Genomic DNA, 23088 nt, shown 5'->3' with positions numbered 1-23088 from the left:
CAACGTGGCAGATGCGGTCAAACTCGGCACCCCGACCGGTGATTTCGACTATCCCGTGATATCGGGCAGCGTCGGACCCGACGTGGTCGATATCCGCAAGTTCTACGGCCAGACCGGGATGTTCACATTCGATCCCGGCTTCACCTCGACCGCGTCGTGCGAAAGCGCGCTGACCTACATCGACGGCGACGAAGGAATTCTGCTTCATCGCGGTTACCCGATCGGCCAGTTGGCCGAACAATCGAGCTTCATGGAAGTCAGCTATCTGCTGCTCAACGGCGAATTGCCGAACAAGGACGAGCTCGACAATTTCACCTACACGATCACGCGCCACACGATGCTGCATGAACAGCTGTCGACCTTCTACCGCGGGTTCCGCCGCGACGCGCACCCGATGGCGATCATGTGCGGCGTGGTCGGCGCGCTCAGCGCCTTCTATCATGACAGCACGGACATAGCCGATCCCGAGCAGCGCAAGATTGCCAGTCACCGCCTGATTGCCAAGATGCCGACGATTGCAGCGATGGCGTACAAGTATTCGGTGGGGCAGCCCTTCCTCTACCCCGACAATAACCTGTCCTACACCGGCAACTTCCTGCGCATGACCTTCGGCGTTCCGGCCGAGGAATACGAAGTGGTGCCGGCGGTCGAAAAGGCGATGGACCGGATATTCATTCTCCACGCCGATCACGAACAGAATGCATCAACCAGCACGGTACGCCTTGCGGGTTCGTCGGGCGCCAATCCGTTCGCGTGCATCGCGGCCGGCATCGCCTGCCTGTGGGGCCCGGCGCATGGCGGCGCTAATGAGGCGGCGCTCAACATGCTCCACGAGATCGGCACGCCCGACAAGATTCCGCATTATATCGAGCGCGCGAAGGACAAGAACGACCCCTTCCGCCTGATGGGCTTTGGCCACCGCGTCTACAAGAACTATGACCCGCGCGCGACGGTCATGCAAAAAACGGTGCGCGAGGTCTTTGACGCCCTCAAGGTGACCGATCCGGTTTTCGAAGTCGCTCTGCGGCTCGAGGAGATGGCTCTCAACGACGACTATTTCATCGAGAAGAAGCTGTTCCCCAACGTAGACTTCTACTCGGGCGTGATCCTTTCCGCGATCGGCTTTCCCACCACGATGTTTACCGCGCTGTTCGCGCTTGCGCGCACGGTCGGATGGGTGGCCCAGTGGAATGAAATGATCTCCGATCCCGCGCAGAAGATCGGCCGCCCCCGGCAGCTCTATACCGGCCCCACGCAGCGCGACTACGTTCCGGTCGAGCAGCGCTGATGCGCGCGGCCCGCGCCATCCTGGCGGTCTTCGGCGTGCTGGCGATCCTGATGGGACTGCTTTGGATCGGCCAGGGGACCGGCATCGTCATGTGGCCGGCGTCGAGTTTCATGCTGGCTGATCGGCAATGGGCGGTAAACGGCGCGGTGTTGGCCGTCATCGGCGCCGCCGCCCTGTGGTTTGCCCGCCGCTAAGCTAGACGGCGGCTATCGGTCCCGCCGGTAGCTCGAGTATGAAGCGCGCGCCCTGCCCCGGTGCGCTTTCCACCGTCAAGTCTCCGCCCATCGCCCGCGCCAGGCGGCGCGAGATGTAGAGGCCGAGGCCAGTTCCGCCCTCGTCGCTGCGGCCCAGGCGCTCGAACTTATCGAACACGCGGGCCTGCTGATCGGGCGAGAGCCCCGTCCCCTGGTCTGCGACGACGACCCGCGCGCCGCGCTCATTGCCTTCGGTACGGATCCAGACCGACGAGCCCTCCGGCGTGTAGCGCACCGCGTTGCCCACCAGGTTGAGCAGGATTTGAAGCACGCGGCGGAACTCGCCAATCGCAGCAAGGTGTTCGCCTTCGTGTGGGGCATCGATGGAAATTGCGCGCTCGGCGGCGCGCGCGGCGAGAATCTGCGCGGCGCTGCGCGCAGCCTCGGCAAGATCGATGCGGTCATGAGCCGTGACGAAAGCATCATCCTCGACCGTTTCAAGGTCGGCAAGGTCCTCGATAAGCGTACGCAGATGCTCGCCCGCGGCCTCGATATCGCTGGCATAGCGCGCGTATTCGTTCGTCAACGGCCCGGCGCTGCGGGTGCGGATCGCGGCGGCATTGGCAATGATGCGTCCGATAGGTTCGCGCAGAACGGGCGCTACGTCGCGGCCCAGCACCCCCGCCGAATGTCTAGGCGCAGCCGGGATGGCGCGCGGCGGCGGCGGCGGTAGCGGCGTTTCGGCGAGCAGACACAGTTCGAAGCCGACCGGTTCGCGGCCCGGAATCTCGACCGGATGAAGCGCGGCACGCCAGTGACGGTCGGAGCCTGGCACTTCGACTGCGGCGCCGTCGAGCAGGCGCCAATGCAGCGGCTGGCGATGGACGTTGCCGGCAATCGTGATCGCCTCGGTCCACGGGCGTCCGATCGTCCGGGCGAGCGTTTCGGCAACCAGCACTAGGTCGGGCGCGTCGGTCTCGAACGACAGCAGGTTTTGCGCGGCGTCGAGACGCGCGGTCAGTTCGGCAACGGCACGCTCGATGGCGACGCGCCGCTCGGCCGCCTCGGCGATGTCCTCGGGCGCAAGCGGACCCACCTGCCAGCTGCGCAGCACGATGTGGGTCCCGTAATCTTCGTCAGGACGCACTTCCACCCAGGCAGTAACTGCCTCCTGGCCGTCATTGGCGGCGATTGCGCGCGCCATTGGCAGGCCGTAGCGACGCGCCTTGCGCACGAGCGCAAGCAGCGCCGGCACCGCGATCATGCCCGGCAGCTCTCCGCCGCAGCGGCGTTGCAACCCGGCCAACGGTTCGCCCGCAGCCACGAGATGGTCGTCGCGGTCTGTCCTTGCCTCCGCCAGGACGGCTTCGACGGCAGTCATCCCCCGGCTCCGCTTCGACGAGCCAGCAAGGTCGCCGCACGGTCCTGCCCCAGCGCATCGAACCCGGTGGGCAAGGCGGCTTCGGGGTAGAGCGACGCAAACTGTTCGTGCACCCCGGCATTGCGGATCCCGGCGGCGCGCAGGCCCAGCGCGAGGCGGGCCGCCTGTGCCTCGTTCGTGACCAGGACCGCCGCATCGCGGCCGATGGCCAGGGCTTGTGCCAACGCTGTCAGGAACAGGCCGGCTCCGGCGTGATGTACGCTCAGCGCGGCGCTGTAAGCCGGCCCCATCCCCGCGATGAGCCGCGCCGCCAGCGCCAGGCGGCCGCGGCTTTCATCGTGGGCAGCGCGAATGACCTGGCTGGCGGCCAGGGCATGGCCATCGTCTTCGGGGGCGACAACTGCGCGCAGGGCAGCAAGCGCCGCTGCCAATACTTCGGCGGGAAGTTCGCCGATCGGTAATTCCATGCGCCGCTGCGATTGTCCGAAGCGCGCTTGCGCCGCCAGGAACGCCATCGCGGTCGATGCCATTACCGCGTCTTCGCTGCCGATTACTGCCTGCAGCAGCGGCGACACAACCGGGTCGAGCGCCAGGCGGGCCTGGAGCCGCTCGGTCAGCTGCCATTCGAGGGCCAGGGCATGAACATGGGCCAACAGCGCCGGCTGGGCGAGAAAGGCGGAACCAAGCGTTTGCAGTGCCGGTTCAAGGTCGTCGGGCGCGATTGCTTCGCCCTCGGCAGCAGCAAGGGTCTCGAGCAGTTGCCGCGCCAGGTCTGCCAGCATCGCGCGTATCCGCGCCAGGATATCCTCTCCGAACAGGCCGGGTGCGTCGTGCGCAATCAGATAGCGGAGAACGGGCGCAAGGCCGCCGACCAGCGCGTCGCCCCGCGCCAGCCCATCTTGCAGCACCGCCTCGACCTCGAGACCGCCCGCCCCGGTTTCCCGCAGCTGCATCGTCTCCGGCCCTAGCTGCGTTTGGTTAAGGCCCCGTTAGCCGCGCCTTGCGGCCCGCCATGGCGAGTCCGAGCACGACCAGAAGCAGCGCCAGCAGCGCGATCGCTGGGGCAAGGTTCCCGCTTACGTCGGCGATCAGCAGGACCACCGCCAGGAGGGCGCGGTCGATAAGCCAGCCCGTCCAGCGCGTCGGCACGATGACGCGCGCAAGGCGCAGCAAGCCGATCAGCATGACCGGCGCGAACAGCCGCTGCCACAGCGGCACGCCCACAGGCACCGGCAGCGCCCAGACCATGAGCGCAACCAGCACGATGTCGAGGACGATTGCACTTCCTTCGGCAAGCCAGCCATCGTCGCTTGGTCGGTCGCTCTCGACCCGGCCCAGCAGTGCAAAGGCTTGCTGAGCCAGCCACGCCAGCGCCGCGCAGACAAAGCCGATGCGCGGAGCGCCCAGGCCGCCGGCGCCGGCGGCCATCAGCAGCAGCGCAGCGGCGCCCAGCCCGACGCTCCATGCCCCGCCCCCGTGCAGCAGCGCCGCGCCAAAGCGGCGAACGCCCGCAAGCGCCAGCGCGTGACCCGGCCCCTTCATCACTTCGCTGCGCGTACGCTGGCGTATCCACTGTGGCTCGAGCGCGTGCGCCTCGTCCTCGGAACGAACGAGCGTCCAGAACAGGCCATTGCTGCCCGGTGTGGGAATCGGATGCTGCGGCACCCCCGCCTGCAGCGCGATGCGCTGCAGTGCGCTTGTCACGTCGCAATCGGCGGGCAGCTCGGCCAGGCGCTCGACCAGACGGCCGGGGATGCGCATGGCGCCGGCAGCCGCGTTGTTGAGATCGATCCTCTCGAACCCGGCGGCCAGGCCCTGCTCGATCGGCTGGGTCAGCACGACTGCACCGCCGCCCAGCATCTGAGCGGCCTCGCCAGTGGAGGCGAACAAGCCATCGGCCAGCACGATGACCTCGTCGGCCGCGGTCACGCCGCCGACCACGCCATGCGCGCCGCTGACAGGGGAGAGCTTCGCTCCGCCGCGCACCGCGGCCTGCTCAAGCGCGTCGATGCCCGGCAAGCCTGGAGCCGCGAGGACGAGGATCCGCTCACAACCAAGCGCGAGCGCGAGCGCGACTTGCTGGCGGGCAACGCTGGCGCCGGCGATGCCAAGGGTCGCACGCGGGGCCGGATCGGCCGGACCGGCCACGTCCAGCATCGTCAGCACGGCAATGCGCATCGCGTTACAGTCCCCCTTGTGCGCCCGGCGGGACCTGCGTCCCCTGCTTCAAGGGTCTAGAGCAGCGCCCGGCCAGTGCCAAGGCGCGTGAACGCGCTCACTGCGCCGAAAAGGCTTCGGCGCGTTGCTTCAAACGGCGGATTACGCCCGGTTCACCCGGCGCCCCGGCGAGGGCCTCGTCGGCAAGTTCGACCAGTTCGCCGACATGAAAACTCGCCGCCAGGCCGCGCAGGCGCAAGGCCGCGACCTGCCAGTTGCCGTCGCAGCGCGAACGGCCCAGCAAATCGACCTGGCGCTCAAGGCTTTCGGCAAAGACGGCGCGAAGCTCGGCCAGCAAAGCAGGGTCTTCCCCGGCAGCGGCGGCAAGCGTCGAATCGAAGGTACCGGCGTCATAGTCCATCGCAGGACGGTGGGGGGTAAGTGGTTAAAGGTGGGTTTAACATCGCGACTGCCGTGGTATCACCGCGCCATGACCGGGGGACGACATATCGTTGCCGTCGGCGACGCGCCGCAGGCGCCCGCCGAGGAGGAGCTGGTGCTGGCCGACGAGGCCGCAGCGGAGGATATCATCTACGCTGGCGATGACGCTCCCCTGCCTTCGCCGTGGCGCGGGCGGATCGCCCCGGCACTGGCCTGGCTGGCGGTCGCCGCCTGGACCGGTTTTTTTGCCTGGGCCATTTACGCGGCCGGATCGCCCGCACTGCAGCCGCAAGCAGCCGTCGGCCTGCTGCGCGACTGGGCCTTGCCGGTGGCCCTGATCGGGGTCGCGTGGTTGATATTCCAGCGCAACGGCCAGCGCGAAGCAGCGCGCTTCGGCGCGGCGGCCCGGCTTCTCAGCGATGAATCCGCTCGTCTCGAGAGCCGCCTCATCACCATCAACCGCGAACTCAGCCTGGCGCGCGAGTTCATCGGCGCACAGGCCCGCGACCTGGAATCGCTTGGCCGCGTCTCGGCCGAACGGCTGTCCGAACATGCCGATCGCATTGCCGGCCTTATCCACGACAACGGCGCTCGCGTGGAAACCATCGGCACGGTCAGCGCTACCGCGCTCGACAACATGGAGAGGCTGCGCGGGCAGCTTCCGGTCATTGCCAGCAGCGCCAAGGACGTCACCAACAACATCGCCGCCGCGGGGCGCGCCGCGCATAGCCAGCTCGATGACATGATCGAGGGGTTCAACCGCCTCAACCAGTTCGGCCAGGCCAGCGAGCGGCAAGTCGAATCGCTGCGCGGACTTGTCGATGCGGCGATGGGGCAGTTCGTACGTCATGCCGAGCAGCTTGAAACGGTCGCCGCGGCGCGTTTCACTGCGCTCAACCAGGGTGGCGAGGAATTTCGCCAGCGCCTTGATCGTGACGAGGTCGCGGCGCTCGCAGCGATCCGTACCCGTGCTGCCGCACTCGCCGCCGAGCTTGAAGACCAGCGCCGGGCGCTGGCCGCCCAGGAGGCCCAGAGCTTGGGCGCGCTGCGCGAACGCCTCGCCGCGGTGCGGGCCGACGGCGACGGCCTGGTCCGCGACCTGCGTGCCGGTGAAGACGCCGCGCTCGAGGCGTGGCGCGCTGCCGTGACCCGGCTTGAGAGCGACCTGGCCGGCGCTGTCGACCATGTCGCCGCGATCGACGAACGCGTCATGGCGACCGCGCGCGAGCGTCTGGCCGCGCTCGATGCGGAAGCGGCCGAAGTCGACGCCCGGTTTGCCGAGCGCAGCGCCGGATTTGCTGCCGCCGCCGATGAGCGTGCCGCCGCTGCTGGGGCACGGGATAGCCAGGCGCTTGCCGACATGCGCGAGCGCCTCGCCGCCTTCGATGCCGAGCTTGCTGCCCGCCACGACGCGCAGCGCGCGCACGTGGCCGACCTCGCCGAGCATGCCGAGGCAATTTCGCGCCAGCTCGATGGGTATGCCGGCCGCATGGGCGAGGTCGCCGGCCACGGCGAACAGGCGCGCACCGCCATTGCCGCCAGCCTGAACGAGCTCGCCGACAACCTGCTCGCGAGCCGCGAAGCATTGGCCGGAACCGGGACTGAAATCGCAGGGCTGACCGATCACAGTGTCCGCTTGCTCGAACTGCTGCAGGCCAGCGCGCGCCAGACCGGTACCGAACTACCGAATGCGATGGCGGCAGGCGAAGCCCGGCTCGCCGTGCTGGAGGAGCGCGCCCGCGCCTTGGCGGGCGAAGTCGCAACCGCCGAAGAGGGCGGCGCGGCGCTATCCGGCCATATCGAGGAAACGCGCGCCACCCTGGTGCAGCTGGCGACTGAGTTGGATCTGGTGCACGGCTCCCTCGGCACTCGCGCGACCGCGCACCAGGCCGCCCTCGCCGATTTGCGCGAGGCGCTTGCCGCGACCGATGCCCAGGCGACCGCACTGAGTGGCAAGGCGCAGGACGAACTGCGCGCAGCGATCGAGGCGCTGGCGACCGCCGCGCGCGATGCGGTGCACGGGATCGAGACCATGAGCGCGGACGCGGTCCAGGCACTCGCCGCGCGGATCGGGGCCGAAAGCGGCGCCGCCATCGACGGCGCGCTGAAAGAAAGAGCGGCTGCAGCGATAGCCGGTCTCGACGTCGCGGCCGAAAAGGCTGCTGCCAGCGGCCGCGAGACCGCGATGCAGCTGCGCGACCAGCTTGCCAAGGTGAGCGAACTTGCCGGCCACCTCGAGCAACGGGTTGCGCAGGCACGCGCCCGCGCCACCGAACAGGTCGACGGGGATTTCGCTCGCCGCGCGGCGCTTATCACCGAAGCGCTCAATTCCAACGCCATCGATATCGCGCGCGCCATGGACGCCGAGGTCAGCGACACCGAATGGGCAGCTTATCTGAAGGGCGATCGCGGCATCTTCACGCGCCGCGCCATGCGCCTGCTCGGCAAGGGCGAGGCGCGCGACGTTCACGCGCTGTACGAGCAGGATGCCGACTTCCGCGAACACGTCGTCCGCTACATTCACGATTTCGAGGCGATGCTGCGCCAGCTGCTGGCCACGCGCGACGGCAATGCGCTCAGCGTCACGCTGCTGTCGTCGGACATGGGCAAGCTTTACGTCGCGCTGGCGCAGGCGATCGAGCGGATCCGCCGCTAGGTCAGTTCCCGCCCGGTGCGTAACGATCCGCGAAGTCGATATCGTGGATGGTGATCCAGCCCTCGACGTAATTGAGGTAGAACAGCCCGAACAGGACCAGCGAAACCACGGTTGCGCGCTTTACGATGCGCTTGGCTGAAAAGTTTGCCGGCGCGCTTTCGGCCTGCCCAGGGACCATGTCGATGCCTTGTTCCTCGTGGGTTCGTACCCCGAACGGCAGCACGATGAATGCGCCCATGACCCAGAACAGCGAATAGATCGCGATGATGGATGTCCACTTCACGCGTGGTCGCTCATCAGCATGACACGCACTTGCGGTTTCTTGCCCGACCAGCGCTGCGCGGCGCGGCGCACGGCCAGGCGCACCGCCTCGATCACGGCTTCACGGTCGCGCCCGCGCGCCCCCTTGAGCTTGGCCAGCGCGGTCACCGCGTCAGCCTCGGCCTCGCGAACGAAATCGGCGTAGTCCTCTTCGAGCGGCAGGCCGATGCCCTCGACCATGACCTTACCCGGCGCCGCGACGACCGCGAAGATCATCCCTTGCGAGGAAAGGCGGCGGCGCATGGCCATGGCTTCGCCGTCGGCAGGGGCGATGATGTCGCCATCAAGGATCAGGCGGCCGGCGCGAACCTCGCCAAACTTGCCGGGCTTGCCCGGTGCCAGACGGACAAGGTCGCCGTTCTTTTGCACGACGGTCGCCTTGATGCCGCTGGCGCGGCCGACCCGCGCCTGCTCAACCATGTGCCGCATCTCGCCGTGGACCGGCACCAGTATATCCGGCCGCATCCAGCCATAGAGCGCCTCCAGTTCCGGCCGACCCGGGTGACCCGAAACGTGGATCAGCGCCTGGCGATCGGTGACGATCGTGATGCCGCGTTCGGCCAGGCGATTCTGGATGCGGCCAATCGCAATCTCGTTGCCCGGGATCTGGCGGCTTGAGAACAGCACCACGTCACCGCGCTCAAGCGAGATCGGGTGGTTCTCTTCCGCCACGCGCGACAGCGCCGCGCGCGGTTCACCCTGGCCGCCAGTGGCCAGGATCAGCACTTCGCCGCGTGGTAGGTCCATCGCCCGATCGGTATCGACGACTTCAGGCAGGTCCTTAAGGTAGCCGCTTGCCTTGGCGGCGCCGATGATCCTGTCGAGCGAACGTCCCGCAACCACGAGCCGGCGCCCGGTCGCCGTCGCGACCGCGCCAAGCGTGCCGAGCCGCGCGACATTGCTGGCGAACGTCGTCACCATCACGCGCTTGCCGGCATGGCGCTCGACCTCGGCCATCAGGCCGCGGAACACTTCGCCTTCCGATCCCGAAGGCTCGGGATTGAAGACGTTCGTGGAATCGCACACCAGCGCCAGAACGCCTTCGTCACCGATCGCGGTCAACTCGGCGGCGGTCGCCGGCAGGCCAACCTGCGGCTCTTCGTCGAGCTTCCAGTCGCCGGTGTGAAAGATGCGGCCAAGCGGCGTGTCGATAAGCAGCGCGTTGCCCTCTGCGATCGAGTGCGCAAGCGGGACATAGCGAATGCCGAACGGGCCGAGCTCGAAGCGATCAAGGTGGTCGACGACCTTGAGATCGACGCGGCCCACCAGCCCCGCTTCTTCCAGCTTGGAATTGACGAGTCGCGCGGTGAATGGCGTGGCGTAAAGCGGCACGCCAAGCTCTTCCGCGAAGTAGGGCACCGCGCCGATGTGGTCCTCGTGACCGTGCGTCAAGACAACGCCCAGCAGGTTATCGCGCTCGCGCTCGATAAAATCGAGATCGGCAAAAACGAGGTCGACTCCTGGATACTCACCGCCAGAAAACGTCATCCCCAGGTCGACCATCAGCCATTTGCCGCGGCAACCGTACAAGTTGACGTTCATGCCGATCTCGCCCGAGCCGCCGAGCGCGCAGAAAACGAGTTCCTCGCCAGGGATCATGACAGGTTCGCCCGCTCTGCAAGGAGCGCCAGGCCATCGAGTGTCAAGTCGGTGTCGACGTGGTCGAACACGCTGGTGTGCCGCTGGAACAGCACCGCCAAGCCGCCTGTCGCCACCACCTTTGCCGGGCGTCCTATCTCGGCTTTCATTTTCGCCACCAGTCCTTCGATCATCGCGACGTAGCCCCAGAATACCCCGATTAGCATCTGGTCCTCGGTATTGCGGCCGATCACGCTGCCGGATCGCGGACTCTCGATCGCGATCCGCGGCAGCTTCGCGGTGTTGCCCACCAGTGCGTCGAGGCTGAGGTTGATTCCCGGCGCGATGATCCCGCCCTTGTAAGCGCCGTTAAAGTCGATCGCGTCAAGCGTGGTGGCCGTTCCGAAATCGACCACGATCAGGTCGCCCGGGTAACGCGCGTGCGCCGCGATGGCGTTGACCGCGCGGTCGGCGCCCAGCGTGCGCGGTTCGTCCACGTCGACTGCGATCCCCCATTGGGCGGCGCCCTGCCCCGCGATCGCTGGCGTAACCTTGAAATACTTCTCGGCCAGGACTTCCAGGTTATGAAGCGCGCGCGGGACGACGGTGGAAACGATGATCCCGGTCACATCGGAGCGTTCGAAGCCTTCCAGTTCGAGCAACTGCGTCAACCAGGTCGCGTATTCGTCGCCGGTGCGGCGCGGGTCGGTGGCGATGCGCCAGCGAGCCTTGATATCGCGGCCGGAAAAGAGCGCGAAGACGACGTTGGTATTCCCGACATCGACGGCCAGCAGCATTGCGTTCTCCAAAAATCCGCGCCGGATCAGGCGAGATTGACGTCGCCGGCATGGATGAGGTGCGTCGTGCCGTCCGCGAGCCGCAGTTGCAAGGCGCCATCGCCGGCAAGCCCGGCAAATGTGCCCGCAACGGACGTCCCGCCGGGCTCGCCAACGGCGAGAGGCGTGCCGACGGGGTGCGCGAGCAATATCCACCGGCGGACGATGGGGTCCAGCCCGTAGTTGCGCCAGCGTTCGCACTCGGTGGCGAAGGATTCTGCCAGTGCTTCGGCGAACAGATCGCGGTCCGGCGGCGGGCCGAAGGCAGACAGCGCCGCAGTCACACGCCCTTCGACAGAAGGTGCCTGCGCCAGGTTCACGCCGATGCCGACAATGACGGCTTCACCGATCCGTTCAAGCAGGATGCCTGCCAGCTTCGCATCGCCGACCAGGACGTCGTTCGGCCATTTGAGCATCAGGCGCCGCGGCGGCGGGATCAGCGGCGAAAGCGCCTCGGCCAGCGCCAGCGCGGCAACCAGCGCGAGCGTGCCAGGCGGCGGATCGGTCGGACCGAGTTGCACGGCGGTGCTGCCCATGAAGTTGCCGGCGCCATCGTTCCAGGGTCGGCCCAGGCGCCCCTTCCCGGCAAGCTGGCGGTCCGCGATCAGCCAGTCTCCCTCGGACACGTGCTCTCGCGCGCCAAACCGGGCGACGAGGTCGGCATTGGTCGAACCGGTGCTGGCAACGCGCTCTATCAAGCGATCAGCGCGCTCGCTGCAGTAGCGGCAAGTGATCCGAGCCAGCGCGTCAACAGGTAACCGAGCGGCGATATCGCCAGGGCCGCGATAATCAGCAGCGCGCCGTGGGCGGCGTCGCCCTTGCCGGCGATGCGGCCCGCAGGCTCATCGAAATACATGATCTTGACGACCTTCAGGTAATAGAACGCACCGATCACGCTGGCGGCGATCCCGACAGCGGCGAGGATCACCAGGTTAGCCTCGACCGCCGCCTGGAAGACGACGAACTTACCCCAGAACCCGAACAGCGGAGGGATACCCGCAAGACTGAACATCACCATCGCCATCGCTGCGGCAAGGCCGGGGCGCGAACGCGACAGGCCCGCAAGCGCGGCGATATCCTCGACCGGTTCGCCGTCCGCATCCTTCAGCATCAGCACGACGACGAAGCCGCCGATCGTCATTGCAACGTAGATCGCGAGGTAGACAAGCATGGCCGCCGCACCGCGCGGGGTAGCGGCGGCAAGGCCGATCAGCATGAAGCCGACGTTGTTGATCGACGAATAGGCCAGCAGGCGCTTGATATTCCTCTGCCCGATCGCGCCCAGCGCACCGACGACAATGGACGCCAGCGAGACCGCGATCACGATCTGCTGCCAGGCCGCCGCCTGGTTTCCGAACGCGTCGAGAGCGACACGCATGGTAAGCGCCAGCGCCGCAACCTTGGGCGCGGAGGCGAAGAACATGGTGACGGGCGTGGGCGCGCCTTCGTAGACGTCCGGCGTCCACATGTGGAACGGCACGGCGCTAATCTTGAAGGCCAGCCCTGCGAGCACGAAGACCACCCCGAACAGCGCACCCTTGCTGATCTCGCCCGTCAGCACAGCATTGATACCGGCGAACGACACCGTTCCCGTAAACCCGTAAACTAGGCTCATTCCAAACAGCAGGATGCCGCTGGCAAGCGCGCCGAGCACGAAATACTTGAGCCCCGCCTCGGCCGAGCGGCCATCGCTGCGTGCGAACGAGGCCAGGACGTAAGCGGCCAGCGAATTCAGCTCGAGCCCGATGTAAAGCGTCATCAGGCTGGTGGCCGAAACCATCATCCCCATCCCCAGCACTGCGAACAGGACTAGGATCGGGAACTCGGCCCGCATGCTGCGGGTTCGATCGAAGAACGCCGGCGCCACGATCAGGGTGGCGCCCGCGGCGGAGTAGATCAGCAGCTTGGCAAAGGACGAGAACGCGTCACCGGCGTACTGGCCGGCAAAGGCAGAGACGGGGCCTCCCGCAAGCCCGTGCCACAGCGCCGGAGCGGCAAAGGCAGCACCGGCAGCAAGCACCGCCACGGTCGCGATCGAGATCGCGCGCGCCGCCTTGTCGCCAACCCAGGCCGCGATCAGCAGCAGGATCAGCCCGGCGACGCTGAACAGCTCTTCGGCGCCGACAAGGCGCAGGGACTGGCCCCAATCCATCAGCGGGCCTCCTCGGTATGAGCTTCGGCGGCAGATTCAGCTTTGGGGGGCCTGCCGGCAGTCACTTGCGCGTCACCCTTGGGCCGGGCCTGAGCCAGTCGAGCGTCGAGCGCGGCGATATCGGCGCGCATCGGCGCCAGGAACGATTGCGGATAAACGCCCATCCAAAGTGTGACCGCGCTCAGCGCCGCCATCATGACGAGTTCCGGCCGGGTCAGGTCGGGCATGGCGGCGGCATCGGCGTTCTTCTGTTCGCCGAAGACGACGCGTCGGTAGAGATAGAGCATGTAGGCGGCGCCAAGAATAATGCCGGTTGTGCAGATAAGCGCGACCCAGCTCGACATCTGGTAGATGCCCATCAGCGCCAGGAATTCGCCGACGAAACCGCTGGTGCCCGGCAAGCCGATGCTGGCCATGGTGAACAGCAGGAAGAACGTGGCGTAGCGCGGCATATTGATGGCAAGCCCGCCGTAACGGTCGATCTCGCGCGTGTGCAAGCGGTCGTAGATGACGCCGACGCAGAAGAACAACGCGCCCGAAACCAGGCCGTGGCTCAACATGACGATCATCGCCCCGTCCAGGCCCTGGCTGTTGAAGGCGAAGAGGCCGACCGTGACGATCGCCATGTGCGCGACCGAGGAGTAGGCTATCAACTTCTTCATGTCGTGCTGCACCAGCGCGACCAGGCTGGTGTAGACAACCGCCACCATCGACAGCGCGAAGATCAGCGGCGCGAACGTGGCCGACGCTTCGGGGAACATCGGCAGCGAGAAGCGGATGAAGCCGTAGCCACCCATTTTCAGCAACACACCGGCCAGGATAATCGAGCCCGCGGTCGGCGCCTGAACGTGCGCGTCGGGCAGCCAGGTGTGTACCGGCCACATCGGCATCTTGACCGCGAAAGAGGCGAAGAATGCCAGCCACAGCCACTTCTGCGCCTCGAGCGGAAAGTTCGTCTCCATCAGAGTGGGGATGTCGGTCGTCCCAGCCTGGTTCACCATCCACAGCATCGCGATCAGCATCAGTACTGAGCCGAGCAGCGTGTAGAGGAAGAACTTGTAGCTGGCGTAAATGCGGTCCGCACCGCCCCATATGCCGATGATGAGGTACATCGGGATCAGCCCGGCCTCGAAGAAAATGTAAAACAGGAAGAGGTCCTGCGCGGCGAACACGCCGATGATCAGCACTTCGACCATCAGGAACGCGGCCATGTATTCGCCTACGCGCTTCTCGATGCTGGCGGATGCGGCGATGCAGATCGGCATCAAGAACACCGACAGCTCGATCAACATCAGCGCGATGCCGTCGATACCCAGCTTCCACGAAAAGCCAGCGAACAACGCAACGTTTTCGGTAAACTGCCAACGCGCGCCCCCGACGTCGAACTGCGCCCACAGCACCACGCCCAGCACGAAATCCACGAGCGTCGCCACCAGCGCGATCGTTCGTGCCAGTCTGGCGTCGACAAACAGGCAGGCGATGGCCCCGACCAGCGGCACCAGCAGCATCAGCGAAAGGATCGGAAAGGCCCCCATGTCAGCGCGCCCATACCCAGGTCGCAGCGGCAACCAGTCCGAGCAACATGATCAGCGCGTAATTCGTCAGATAACCCGACTGGACACGGCCGGCCAGGCGGCTGCCTTGCACGGTTATCCAAGCCGCGCCGTTGGGCCCGAACCGGTCGATGATGCCGACATCTCCCAGCTTCCAGAACTGGCGGCCGAGCCAGAACGCGGGGCGCACGAACACCGCGTTGTACAGCTCGTCGAAATACCACTTGTTGTAGACGAACCGGTGCAGGACGCCGAACTGCCCGACGAACTGGGCCGGGAAGCGCGTGTTGCGGATGTAGGCGTACCAGGCGATGACGAACCCGATCGCCATGACGGTGAACGGCGCCCACTTCACCCACAGCGGCACGGCGTGCATCGCGTGGATCAGGTGTTCGTTGAACACCAGGCTGCCCTTCCAGAATTCGCCGGTGCCTTCGCTGACGAACGCATGTGCAAACACGAACCCGGCAAAGATTGCGCCCAGCGACAACAGGCCCAGCGGGACCAGCATCGACAGGGGGCTTTCGTGCGGATGATACCCGCCGGTGCCTTCATGGGCGTCGGCGCCGTGGCTATGCGCGACGTCATGGCCGGCGTCTTCCTGCGCGGGAGCGTTAGCCCCCTCAGCGCCGTGGCCGTCAGTCGCCTGGTCATCGTGCCCATGGTCATCGTGCCCGTGGGCGTCGTGCATGGCATGCTGGATGTGCTCGGACGCTGCCCAGCGCGGCTTGCCGTAGAAGGTCAGGAACACGAGCCGCCACGAGTAGAAGCTGGTCATCAGCGCGGCGAGGATGCCCGAGACGAACGCCAGCCCGCCCGCCGGTGAGCCCGAGGCGAACGCCGCTTCGAGGATGGAATCCTTCGAATAGAACCCGGCAAACCCGAAGACGTCGGCGATACCCACGCCGGTGATCGCCAGCGTGCCTGCCATCATCGCCCAGAAGGTGAAGGGGATCTTCTTACGCAGCGCGCCGTAGTACCGCATGTCCTGCTCGTGGTGCATCGCATGGATCACGCTGCCCGCGCCCAGGAACAGCAGCGCCTTGAAAAAGGCGTGCGTGAACAGGTGGAACATCGCCGAACCGAATGCACCCACGCCAGCGGCGAAGAACATGTAGCCGAGCTGCGAACAGGTCGAATAGGCGATGACGCGCTTAATGTCCCACTGCGTGGTGCCGACGGTCGCGGCGAAGAAGCAGGTCGCAGCGCCGACGTAAGTCACCACGGTCATCGCCGTTTCGCTGGTCACGAACATCGGTGACAGGCGGCAGACCATGAAAACGCCCGCCGTCACCATCGTGGCGGCGTGGATCAGAGCCGAAACCGGCGTCGGGCCTTCCATCGCGTCGGGCAGCCAGGTGTGAAGGCCAAGCTGCGCCGACTTGCCCATGGCGCCGATGAACAGCAGGATGCACAGCACCGTCATCGTATCGAAACGGTGGCCCAGGAAACCGATAGTCGACCCGGCCATCGTCGGTGCGGCGTGCAGGATTTCCGGGATCGAGACCGTGCCGAACACCAGGTAGGTACCGAAGATGCCCAGCATGAAGCCGAGGTCGCCAACGCGGTTGACCACGAAAGCCTTGATCGCGGCGGCGCAGGCGCTGGGCTTTCGGAACCAGAATCCGATCAGCAGGTAGGATGCCAGGCCCACGCCTTCCCAGCCGAAGAACATCTGGACCAGATTGTCCGCCGTTACCAGCATCAGCATCGCGAAGGTGAACAACGACAGGTAAGCGAAGAACCGCGCCTGATCCGGGTCCTCGTCCATGTAACCCCACGAATAGAGATGGACGAGCGCCGATACGCTGGTGATGACAACCAGCATGACCGCGGTCAGCGTATCGACCCGCAGCGCCCAGTCGAAGCTGAGGTCGCCGCTGGTCAGCCAGTGCAGCACCGGGGCGACATGGGCTTCGGCATTGCCGGACAGGAACGAGAAGAAGATCGGCCACGACAGCGCGCACGAAAGGAACAGCGCCCCTGTCGTCACGGCCTTGGCAGCGACAGCGGGGATGGCACGATTGCCTAGCCCGGCGACGACGGCCGCGATGAGCGGCGCGAAGACGATGATCTGGATCACGCCTTTAGCCCTTCATCCGGTTGACGTCGTCGACCGCGATTGTCCCGCGGTCGCGGAAATAGATGACTAGAATGGCTAGGCCGATGGCCGCCTCCCCCGCCGCGACGGTCAGCACGAACATTGCGAATATCTGCCCGGTCAGGTCGTGCAGGAACGCGCTGAAGGCCACCAGGTTGATGTTCACCGCGAGCAAGATCAGCTCGATCGCCATCAGCAGCACGATCACGTTCTTGCGGTTGAGGAAGATGCCAAGCACGCCGAGCACGAACAGGATCGAGCTGACGACGACATAGTGTTCGATGCCGATCACAGCTGCACCCCCTCGCCGACCGGCGGATTGACGTTTCGCGTGGCGTCCTGCGGGCGGCGGGCAACCTGGTGGGCAATATTCTGCGGCCGCGTGTCCTTGCGGCCGCGATGCGTCAGCACGATCGCGCCGATCATCGCCACCAGCAGGATGATGCCCGAGGCTTCGAAAAGGAACAGGTACTGGCCATAGAGCATCGCGCCGATCGCGGCGATATTGCTGGCCTCGGCCGCGGCGGCGACAGGCGCTGCGCCAAGGTACATTGCGCCAGCGCGATATGCGCCCACGCTCAGCACCAGTTCGGCCAGCAGCACCAGTGCCACCGCGATCCCGAGCGGGAAGTTGCGGATGAAGCCGGCGCGCAGCGTGGCAAAATCGATGTCGAGCATCATCACAACGAACAGGAACAGCACCGCGACGGCGCCGACATAGACGATCACGAGCAGCATCGCGATGAATTCCGCACCGACCAGCACCATCAGGCCAGCGGCGTTGAAGAACGCCACGATCAGCCACAGCACGGCGTGGACGGGGTTGCGCGAGAGGATCACCAGCACGGCGCTGGCAATCATCAGGACCGCGAACAGGTAAAAGGCAAGGACGTGGATCATGGGTTTGCGCGCCGCCTAGCGATAGGGCGCATCGGCTTCAAGGTTCGCGGCGATGGCCCGCTCCCACTTGTCCCCGTTGGCCAGCAGTTTCGCCTTGTCGTAAAGCAGTTCTTCACGCGTCTCGGTCGCGTATTCGAAGTTCGGCCCCTCGACCACGGCATCGACCGGGCAAGCTTCCTGGCAGAAGCCGCAGTAGATGCACTTTGTCATGTCGATGTCGTAACGCGTGGTGCGGCGGCTGCCGTCTTCGCGCGGTTCGGCTTCGATCGTGATCGCCTGCGCCGGGCAGACCGCCTCGCACAGCTTGCACGCGATGCAGCGTTCCTCGCCGTTAGGATAACGGCGCAGCGCATGCTCGCCGCGAAAACGCGGCGACAGCGGGTTCTTCTCGAAGGGGTAGTTGATCGTCGCCTTGGGCTTGAAGAAGTACTTCAAGGTCAACCAGTGGGCCTTCACGAACTCCCAGAGCGTGAACGCCTTGACGTATTGCCCAACGCTCATGCCCCGAACCTCGTAACCATCAGATAGCCGCTGATCACGACCACGAAACCCAGCGAAACCGGCAAAAACACCTTCCAGCCCAGTCGCATCAACTGGTCATATCGGTAGCGCGGCACCGTCGCCTTCACCCAGCTGAAGATGAAGAAGAAAAAGAAGATCTTGGCGAACAGCCACAGCCATCCCGGGATCCAGTACAGCGGCGCCCATTCGATCGGCGGCAGCCACCCGCCGAAGAACAGCGTGGCGTTGAGCGCGCACATCAGCAAGACGTTGGCATATTCGCCCAGCCAGTAGAGCGCGAAGCTCATCGACGAATATTCGGTCTGGTAGCCAGCGACGAGCTCGCTTTCCGCCTCGGTCAAGTCAAACGGCGCGCGCTGGGTTTCTGCCATGCCAGAGATCAGGAACATGACCCACATCGGGAACAGCAGCGGGTTGAAGACGAATCCGTTGAGGATGCCGAAAACGTGGCCCTTCTGCGCCAGCACGATGCCGTTCATGTTGAACGTGCCGGCCCACAGCACCACGCAGATCAGGATGAACCCGATCGAGACTTCGTAGGAAATCATCTGTGCCGAGGCGCGCATCGCCGAGAAGAACGGATACTTCGAGTTGGACGACCAACCGGCGATTACCGTGCCGTAAACGCCCAGCGACGAGATCGCGAGGACGTAGAGCAGCCCGACATTGATGTTGGCCAGGATCGCGCCCGAATTGAACGGGATCACCGCCCAGGCCATCAGCGCGACCGTGAAGGTTATGATCGGCGCGATCAGGAACAGCCCCTTGTTCGCCGCCGAGGGGACGATGGTTTCCTGAAGGAAGACCTTCAATCCGTCGGCGAAGCTCTGCAGCAGCCCGAACGGCCCGACTACGTTGGGCCCGCGCCGCAGCGCCATCGCTGCCCAGATCTTGCGATCGGCGTAGATAATCATCGCCACCGCCAGCATCAGCGGCAGCGCGATCAGGAGTATCCCCGCGATCGTGGCAAGGAACCACGCCCAGTCATAGGACAGGCCCCAGTGCTGGAAGGTCTCGGTCATTCCGCGGCCTCCGCGAAATCTTCGCCGTGGAGCAGTTCGGCCGAGCAGCGCTGCATTACCACCGATGCGCGCGCAATCGGGTTGGTGAGATAGTAGTCCTTGACGGGGTATGCGTCGATCGTTCCGGTGGCCTTGGTCTTCTTTGCTTTTGCAAGCGCACCGTAATTTGCCAGGCCTTCTTGCCCAAGCGAAGGCACGGCTGCGATCATCGCGGCGCGCAGCTGCGCGAAGCTGTCGAAGCCGACCGAGACGCCCAGGCTGTCTGCCAGCGCGCGCAGGATCGTCCAGTCCTCACGCGCATCACCCGGCGCGAAGACGGCCTTGTCGGCGAACTGCACGCGGCCCTCCGTGTTGACGTACGTACCGGCCTTTTCGCTGTAAGCGGCGGCGGGCAGGATGATGTCGGCGGCGTGCGCGCCCTTGTCGCCGTGATGGCCGATATAGATAATGGTCGAGCCCGCGAACCTGGTGAAATCCACCTCGTCGGCGCCCAGCGCGAAGACGAGCTTCGGCTTGGCCTCGACGAGGTCGGCAATTCCGCCGGACTGCGCGTAGCCCAGCATCAGCCCGCCCATGCGGCTGGCCGCCATGTGGAGGACGTTGAAGCCGTTCCACCCGTCCCTGACCAGCCCGAACTCGGCCGCGAACGCCAGGCCCGCGCCCAAGGCGCCTTGGCCCAATGCCGCGCCGCCAAGGATGATCGCGGGATGCGCGGCGCCCTGGAACGCATCGACCGCCGCCTTGGGCAGGTCGTCCATGATGGCCAGGTCGTTGCCGAGAAACTCGGCGGGGTAGGTCGTTTCCCATTCGGGCCCGACCACGAACGCCTTGGCCCCCTTCTTGACCGCCTTGCGGATCCGCGCGTTGACCAGCGCAGCTTCCCAGCGGACGTGGCTGCCCACGATCAGGATCGCGTCGGCGTCCTCGATTCCGGAAACGGTAGAATTGAACGCCACCGAAGCCAGGTTCGACGTGTCGTAGGCCAGGCCCGTCTGGCGGCCTTCGAGCAGAGTCGAGCCCATCGCGGCGAGCAGCGCCTTGGCCGCGAACATGGTCTCGCAATCGACCAGATCGCCCGCGACCGCTGCGACGCTGGCGCCCGGCTTGACCTTGGCGACAGCGGCGAAGGCTTCTTCCCAGCTCGCCGCGACGAGCTTGTCGCCCTTGCGTATCCACGGCCGGTCGAGCCGGCGCGCGGTCAGTCCGTCGACCTGGTATCGCGCCTTGTCGGACAGCCATTCCTCGTTGACGTCGTCGTTCACGCGCGGCAGCGCCCGCAGGACTTCGCGACCCCGACTGTCGAGCCGTATGTTGGCGCCGACCGCGTCGGACACGTCGATCGATAGCGTCTTCTTCAACTCCCACGGGCGCGCTTCGAACGCATAAGGACGGCTCGTCAGCGCACCGACGGGGCAGAGATCGATCACGTTGGCAGACAGCTCATGCTTCGCCGCCTGCTCCAGATACGTGGTGATCTGCATGTTCTCGCCGCGATAGAGCGCGCCGATCTCGTCCACGCCGGCCACTTCCTCGCTGAAGCGGACGCAGCGCGTGCAGTGGATGCAGCGGGTCATCGCGGTCTTGATCAGCGGGCCCATGTACTTTTCGGTCACCGCGCGCTTGTGCTCGTGGTAGCGGCTGGCTCCGCGGCCATAGGACACCGACTGGTCCTGCAGATCGCACTCGCCGCCCTGGTCACAGATCGGACAATCGAGCGGGTGGTTGATGAGCAGGAACTCCATCACCCCTTCGCGCGCCTTTTGCACCATCGCGCTGTCGGTGCGGATTTCCTGGCCATCGGCAGCCGGCAGCGCGCAGGACGCCTGCGGCTTGGGCGGGCCCGGCTTCACTTCGACCAGGCACATCCGGCAGTTGCCGGCGATCGACAGCCGCTCGTGATAGCAGAAGCGCGGAATTTCCTTCCCGGCAAGCTCGCAGGCCTGGAGCACGGTAGCCCCGGCCGGAACCTCGATCTCGGTGCCGTCGACAGTAACTTTGGGCATCAGCCGGCGCTCCCGGACACGGCCGTGGCAAGGCGGTAGTAAGCCAGCGCCAGCGCGCCGCGCAGGGTTACGCGGTCGAAGGCGACCGTCTGCCCGGTTGGAACGCAGGTGGACAGTTGCGGGGTCAGCGCTTTCAGCGCGTCGAGCTCCGCCGAGGTCGCAGCTGCACTCGTCAGTACCGCACGCGAACCGGCGGCGTTTGCGCGCACCACGCATTCGCCCATGCGAGCGAGCTGGATTTCAGCCGACTTGCTGGATACGGCCCGCGTCTGCGCCTCGATCGCGGCCTGCGGCAACGGCTTTCCGTCCTTGCCGGTGGTCGCAACCGCGCTCGGCTCGTCCCAGTAAAGCGCGGGCGCGGCGGCAAAATCCGTCGCTGTCAGGACAGCCTGGTCACGGTCGAACAAAGCCTGGGCGAGCGATCCGCGCATCATGATCCCGCCAGCACGCAGCATCGCGGTTTTCTGCACGTCTATACATTCGCGCTGCGAAAGCTTGCCAAGCGCGCTGTCACCGCGCGACAGAAACTTGCCCGAAAGAACCCAGGCCTTGGCCACGGCCGGCTCGCGCCGCACGATGCACGAGGCGTAGTCGCTCAGAACCTTACGCGCAGCGACCGGATCGGTCCCGGCGCTGGCAGGAACCGGCAGCGCGGCGACAAGCGCCGCCGCAATGGCGATCAAGCGGTTCATTCGGCGGCTTCCCTGACGTTTTCGGCGATGCGGCGTTCAAGTTCGGGACGGAAATGGCGGATCAGGCCCTGGATCGGCCACGCCGCGGCGTCGCCCAGCGCACAGATCGTGTGGCCTTCGACCTGCTTGGTCACTTCCTGTAGCATGTCGATTTCGCGCACGTCGGCGTCGCCGGTACGCAGGCGCTCCATCACGCGCCACATCCAGCCGGTCCCTTCGCGGCATGGCGTGCACTGACCGCAGGATTCGTGCTTGTAGAAATAACTGATGCGGCTGATCGCGCGGACGATGTCGGTCGACTTGTCCATTACGATGACCGCCGCGGTGCCAAGGCCGGAGCCGACCTCCTTGAGTCCGTCGAAGTCCATCGGCGCGTCCATGATATCCTTGGCCGGGACCAGCGGAACCGACGATCCGCCAGGAATGACCGCCAGCAGGTTGTCCCAGCCGCCGGTGATCCCACCGCAATGCTTCTCGATCAGTTCGCGGAAGGGGATGCTCATCGCTTCCTCGACCACGCAGGGCTTCTCGACGTGGCCGCTGATCTGGAAGAGCTTGGTCCCCTTGTTGTTCTCGCGCCCGAAGGATGAGAACCAGGAGGCGCCGCGGCGCAGGATCGTAGGCGCGACCGCGATCGATTCGACGTTGTTGACCGTGGTCGGGCAGCCATAGAGCCCGGCACCCGCCGGGAACGGCGGCTTGAGGCGCGGCTGGCCCTTCTTGCCCTCGAGGCTTTCGATCATCGCGGTTTCTTCACCGCAGATGTAAGCGCCCGCGCCGCGATGGACGAAGACGTCAAAATCGTAGCCCGAACCGCAGGCATTCCGGCCGATCAGCCCGGCGTCGTAAGCCTCTTGTACGGCGGCAAACAGAATCTCGGCCTCGCGGATGTATTCGCCGCGAATGTAGATATATGCGGCGCGCGCACGGATCGCATAACCGGCGATCAAGGCGCCCTCGATCAGCTTGTGCGGATCGTGACGGATAATCTCGCGGTCCTTGCACGAGCCGGGCTCGGACTCGTCGGCGTTGATGACAAGAAAGCTGGGGCGGCCATCTTTCGATTCCTTGGGCATGAAGGACCACTTCATGCCGGTGGGGAAGCCGGCACCGCCGCGACCGCGCAGGCCAGACGCTTTCATCTCGTCGATGATGGCGTCCTGACCGCGGCCGAGAAGCGCCTTGGTATCGTCCCAGTCGCCGCGTGATTGCGCGGCCTTCAGGTTCCAAGGCTGGTAGCCGTAGAGGTTAGTGAAGATGCGGTCCTTGTCAGCAAGCACGAGCGAGCGTC

General features: G+C 65.8%; 21 protein-coding genes. 3 read left to right on the top strand and 18 right to left on the bottom strand.

Translation table 11 applies throughout. The features are described from left to right. The first annotated feature begins 4 nt into the window (after window positions 1-4). Window positions 5-1288, top strand: coding sequence for a citrate synthase (locus ACOYW6_RS03825; protein WP_423142491.1), 1284 nt, complete (start codon window positions 5-7; stop codon window positions 1286-1288). Further along, on the top strand, window positions 1288-1482 hold the full coding sequence (locus ACOYW6_RS03820) for a hypothetical protein (protein WP_423142490.1): 195 nt from the start codon (window positions 1288-1290) through the stop codon (window positions 1480-1482). The genes ACOYW6_RS03825 and ACOYW6_RS03820 overlap by 1 nt, the downstream gene beginning before the upstream one ends. A gap of 1 nt (window position 1483) precedes the next feature. On the opposite strand, the gene ACOYW6_RS03815 is transcribed toward ACOYW6_RS03820, so the two are convergent. From ACOYW6_RS03815 to ACOYW6_RS03800, 4 genes are all read right to left on the bottom strand, one after another. Beyond that, on the bottom strand, window positions 1484-2863 hold the full coding sequence (locus ACOYW6_RS03815) for a sensor histidine kinase (protein WP_423142489.1): 1380 nt from the start codon (window positions 2861-2863) through the stop codon (window positions 1484-1486). Further along, window positions 2860-3816: a hypothetical protein gene (locus ACOYW6_RS03810; RefSeq protein WP_423142488.1), complete on the bottom strand. Its 957-nt coding sequence runs from the start codon at window positions 3814-3816 to the stop codon at window positions 2860-2862. Before ACOYW6_RS03810 ends, ACOYW6_RS03815 begins: the two co-directional genes overlap by 4 nt. A 25-nt stretch (window positions 3817-3841) precedes the next feature. After that, window positions 3842-5041: a hypothetical protein gene (locus ACOYW6_RS03805; RefSeq protein ID WP_423142487.1), complete on the bottom strand. Its 1200-nt coding sequence runs from the start codon at window positions 5039-5041 to the stop codon at window positions 3842-3844. A gap of 97 nt (window positions 5042-5138) precedes the next feature. Further along, window positions 5139-5441: an Hpt domain-containing protein gene (locus tag ACOYW6_RS03800; protein ID WP_423142486.1), complete on the bottom strand. Its 303-nt coding sequence runs from the start codon at window positions 5439-5441 to the stop codon at window positions 5139-5141. Between the two features lie 69 nt (window positions 5442-5510). Here ACOYW6_RS03800 and ACOYW6_RS03795 point away from each other — a divergent pair, with 69 nt between their 5' ends. Continuing rightward, the gene (locus tag ACOYW6_RS03795) at window positions 5511-8117 is read left to right on the top strand and encodes an ATPase (protein WP_423142485.1); all 2607 of its coding nucleotides are present in this window, start codon (window positions 5511-5513) and stop codon (window positions 8115-8117) included. A gap of 1 nt (window position 8118) precedes the next feature. Here the strand turns inward: ACOYW6_RS03795 and ACOYW6_RS03790 are convergent, their stop codons facing one another. The 14 genes from ACOYW6_RS03790 to nuoF all read right to left on the bottom strand — a co-directional run bounded on the left by ACOYW6_RS03790 (window position 8119) and on the right by nuoF (window position 23077). Further along, window positions 8119-8400: a DUF1467 family protein gene (locus ACOYW6_RS03790; RefSeq protein ID WP_423142484.1), complete on the bottom strand. Its 282-nt coding sequence runs from the start codon at window positions 8398-8400 to the stop codon at window positions 8119-8121. Beyond that, on the bottom strand, window positions 8397-10037 hold the full coding sequence (locus tag ACOYW6_RS03785; protein WP_423142483.1) for a ribonuclease J: 1641 nt from the start codon (window positions 10035-10037) through the stop codon (window positions 8397-8399). Before ACOYW6_RS03785 ends, ACOYW6_RS03790 begins: the two co-directional genes overlap by 4 nt. Next, on the bottom strand, window positions 10034-10813 hold the full coding sequence (locus ACOYW6_RS03780) for a type III pantothenate kinase (RefSeq protein ID WP_423142482.1): 780 nt from the start codon (window positions 10811-10813) through the stop codon (window positions 10034-10036). Before ACOYW6_RS03780 ends, ACOYW6_RS03785 begins: the two co-directional genes overlap by 4 nt. Window positions 10814-10839: 26 nt before the next feature. Next, complete coding sequence (locus ACOYW6_RS03775; protein ID WP_423143057.1) at window positions 10840-11478, bottom strand: biotin--[acetyl-CoA-carboxylase] ligase; 639 nt, start codon at window positions 11476-11478, stop codon at window positions 10840-10842. Between the two features lie 68 nt (window positions 11479-11546). After that, the gene (nuoN, locus tag ACOYW6_RS03770; protein ID WP_423142481.1) at window positions 11547-13004 is read right to left on the bottom strand and encodes an NADH-quinone oxidoreductase subunit NuoN; all 1458 of its coding nucleotides are present in this window, start codon (window positions 13002-13004) and stop codon (window positions 11547-11549) included. Continuing rightward, window positions 13004-14539, bottom strand: a complete 1536-nt coding sequence (locus ACOYW6_RS03765) for an NADH-quinone oxidoreductase subunit M (RefSeq protein ID WP_423142480.1) — start codon at window positions 14537-14539, stop codon at window positions 13004-13006. The genes nuoN and ACOYW6_RS03765 overlap by 1 nt, the downstream gene beginning before the upstream one ends. 1 nt (window position 14540) lies before the next feature. Then, window positions 14541-16640: an NADH-quinone oxidoreductase subunit L gene (gene nuoL, locus ACOYW6_RS03760; RefSeq protein ID WP_423142479.1), complete on the bottom strand. Its 2100-nt coding sequence runs from the start codon at window positions 16638-16640 to the stop codon at window positions 14541-14543. Between the two features lie 4 nt (window positions 16641-16644). Beyond that, window positions 16645-16950: an NADH-quinone oxidoreductase subunit NuoK gene (nuoK, locus tag ACOYW6_RS03755; protein WP_423142478.1), complete on the bottom strand. Its 306-nt coding sequence runs from the start codon at window positions 16948-16950 to the stop codon at window positions 16645-16647. Then, window positions 16947-17558 carry an NADH-quinone oxidoreductase subunit J gene (locus tag ACOYW6_RS03750; protein ID WP_423142477.1) on the bottom strand — a complete coding sequence of 204 codons (612 nt, stop codon included), beginning with the start codon at window positions 17556-17558 and terminating at the stop codon, window positions 16947-16949. The genes nuoK and ACOYW6_RS03750 overlap by 4 nt, the downstream gene beginning before the upstream one ends. Before the next feature lie 15 nt (window positions 17559-17573). After that, window positions 17574-18059 carry an NADH-quinone oxidoreductase subunit NuoI gene (gene nuoI, locus ACOYW6_RS03745; RefSeq protein WP_423142476.1) on the bottom strand — a complete coding sequence of 162 codons (486 nt, stop codon included), beginning with the start codon at window positions 18057-18059 and terminating at the stop codon, window positions 17574-17576. Beyond that, complete coding sequence (nuoH, locus tag ACOYW6_RS03740) at window positions 18056-19102, bottom strand: NADH-quinone oxidoreductase subunit NuoH (RefSeq protein WP_423142475.1); 1047 nt, start codon at window positions 19100-19102, stop codon at window positions 18056-18058. The genes nuoI and nuoH overlap by 4 nt, the downstream gene beginning before the upstream one ends. Beyond that, window positions 19099-21105 carry an NADH-quinone oxidoreductase subunit NuoG gene (gene nuoG, locus ACOYW6_RS03735; protein ID WP_423142474.1) on the bottom strand — a complete coding sequence of 669 codons (2007 nt, stop codon included), beginning with the start codon at window positions 21103-21105 and terminating at the stop codon, window positions 19099-19101. The genes nuoH and nuoG overlap by 4 nt, the downstream gene beginning before the upstream one ends. Continuing rightward, complete coding sequence (locus tag ACOYW6_RS03730; RefSeq protein ID WP_423142473.1) at window positions 21105-21797, bottom strand: hypothetical protein; 693 nt, start codon at window positions 21795-21797, stop codon at window positions 21105-21107. Before ACOYW6_RS03730 ends, nuoG begins: the two co-directional genes overlap by 1 nt. Continuing rightward, window positions 21794-23077, bottom strand: a complete 1284-nt coding sequence (gene nuoF / locus ACOYW6_RS03725) for an NADH-quinone oxidoreductase subunit NuoF (protein WP_423142472.1) — start codon at window positions 23075-23077, stop codon at window positions 21794-21796. The genes ACOYW6_RS03730 and nuoF overlap by 4 nt, the downstream gene beginning before the upstream one ends. Window positions 23078-23088: the final 11 nt, after the last annotated feature.

The sequence above is a fragment of the Parablastomonas sp. CN1-191 genome, assembly GCF_049354825.1.
Taxonomy (GTDB): domain Bacteria; phylum Pseudomonadota; class Alphaproteobacteria; order Sphingomonadales; family Sphingomonadaceae; genus Novosphingobium.
This window is presented reverse-complemented; position numbering and strand designations above follow the sequence as displayed.

What these genes read in the sequence shown, in the direction of transcription:
- ACOYW6_RS03805 (WP_423142487.1), bottom strand. Translation starts at nt 5,041, where the DNA reads ATGCGCATTGCCGTGCTGACGATGCTGGACGTGGCCGGTCCGGCCGAT.
- ACOYW6_RS03780 (WP_423142482.1), bottom strand. Translation starts at nt 10,813, where the DNA reads ATGCTGCTGGCCGTCGATGTCGGGAATACCAACGTCGTCTTCGCGCTC.
- nuoH (WP_423142475.1), bottom strand. Translation starts at nt 19,102, where the DNA reads ATGACCGAGACCTTCCAGCACTGGGGCCTGTCCTATGACTGGGCGTGG.
- ACOYW6_RS03730 (WP_423142473.1), bottom strand. Translation starts at nt 21,797, where the DNA reads ATGAACCGCTTGATCGCCATTGCGGCGGCGCTTGTCGCCGCGCTGCCG.
- ACOYW6_RS03795 (WP_423142485.1), top strand. Translation starts at nt 5,511, where the DNA reads ATGACCGGGGGACGACATATCGTTGCCGTCGGCGACGCGCCGCAGGCG.
- ACOYW6_RS03820 (WP_423142490.1), top strand. Translation starts at nt 1,288, where the DNA reads ATGCGCGCGGCCCGCGCCATCCTGGCGGTCTTCGGCGTGCTGGCGATC.
- nuoI (WP_423142476.1), bottom strand. Translation starts at nt 18,059, where the DNA reads ATGAGCGTTGGGCAATACGTCAAGGCGTTCACGCTCTGGGAGTTCGTG.
- ACOYW6_RS03765 (WP_423142480.1), bottom strand. Translation starts at nt 14,539, where the DNA reads ATGGGGGCCTTTCCGATCCTTTCGCTGATGCTGCTGGTGCCGCTGGTC.
- ACOYW6_RS03750 (WP_423142477.1), bottom strand. Translation starts at nt 17,558, where the DNA reads ATGATCCACGTCCTTGCCTTTTACCTGTTCGCGGTCCTGATGATTGCC.
- ACOYW6_RS03810 (WP_423142488.1), bottom strand. Translation starts at nt 3,816, where the DNA reads ATGCAGCTGCGGGAAACCGGGGCGGGCGGTCTCGAGGTCGAGGCGGTG.
- nuoG (WP_423142474.1), bottom strand. Translation starts at nt 21,105, where the DNA reads ATGCCCAAAGTTACTGTCGACGGCACCGAGATCGAGGTTCCGGCCGGG.
- ACOYW6_RS03785 (WP_423142483.1), bottom strand. Translation starts at nt 10,037, where the DNA reads ATGATCCCTGGCGAGGAACTCGTTTTCTGCGCGCTCGGCGGCTCGGGC.
- nuoN (WP_423142481.1), bottom strand. Translation starts at nt 13,004, where the DNA reads ATGGATTGGGGCCAGTCCCTGCGCCTTGTCGGCGCCGAAGAGCTGTTC.
- ACOYW6_RS03815 (WP_423142489.1), bottom strand. Translation starts at nt 2,863, where the DNA reads ATGACTGCCGTCGAAGCCGTCCTGGCGGAGGCAAGGACAGACCGCGAC.
- ACOYW6_RS03800 (WP_423142486.1), bottom strand. Translation starts at nt 5,441, where the DNA reads ATGGACTATGACGCCGGTACCTTCGATTCGACGCTTGCCGCCGCTGCC.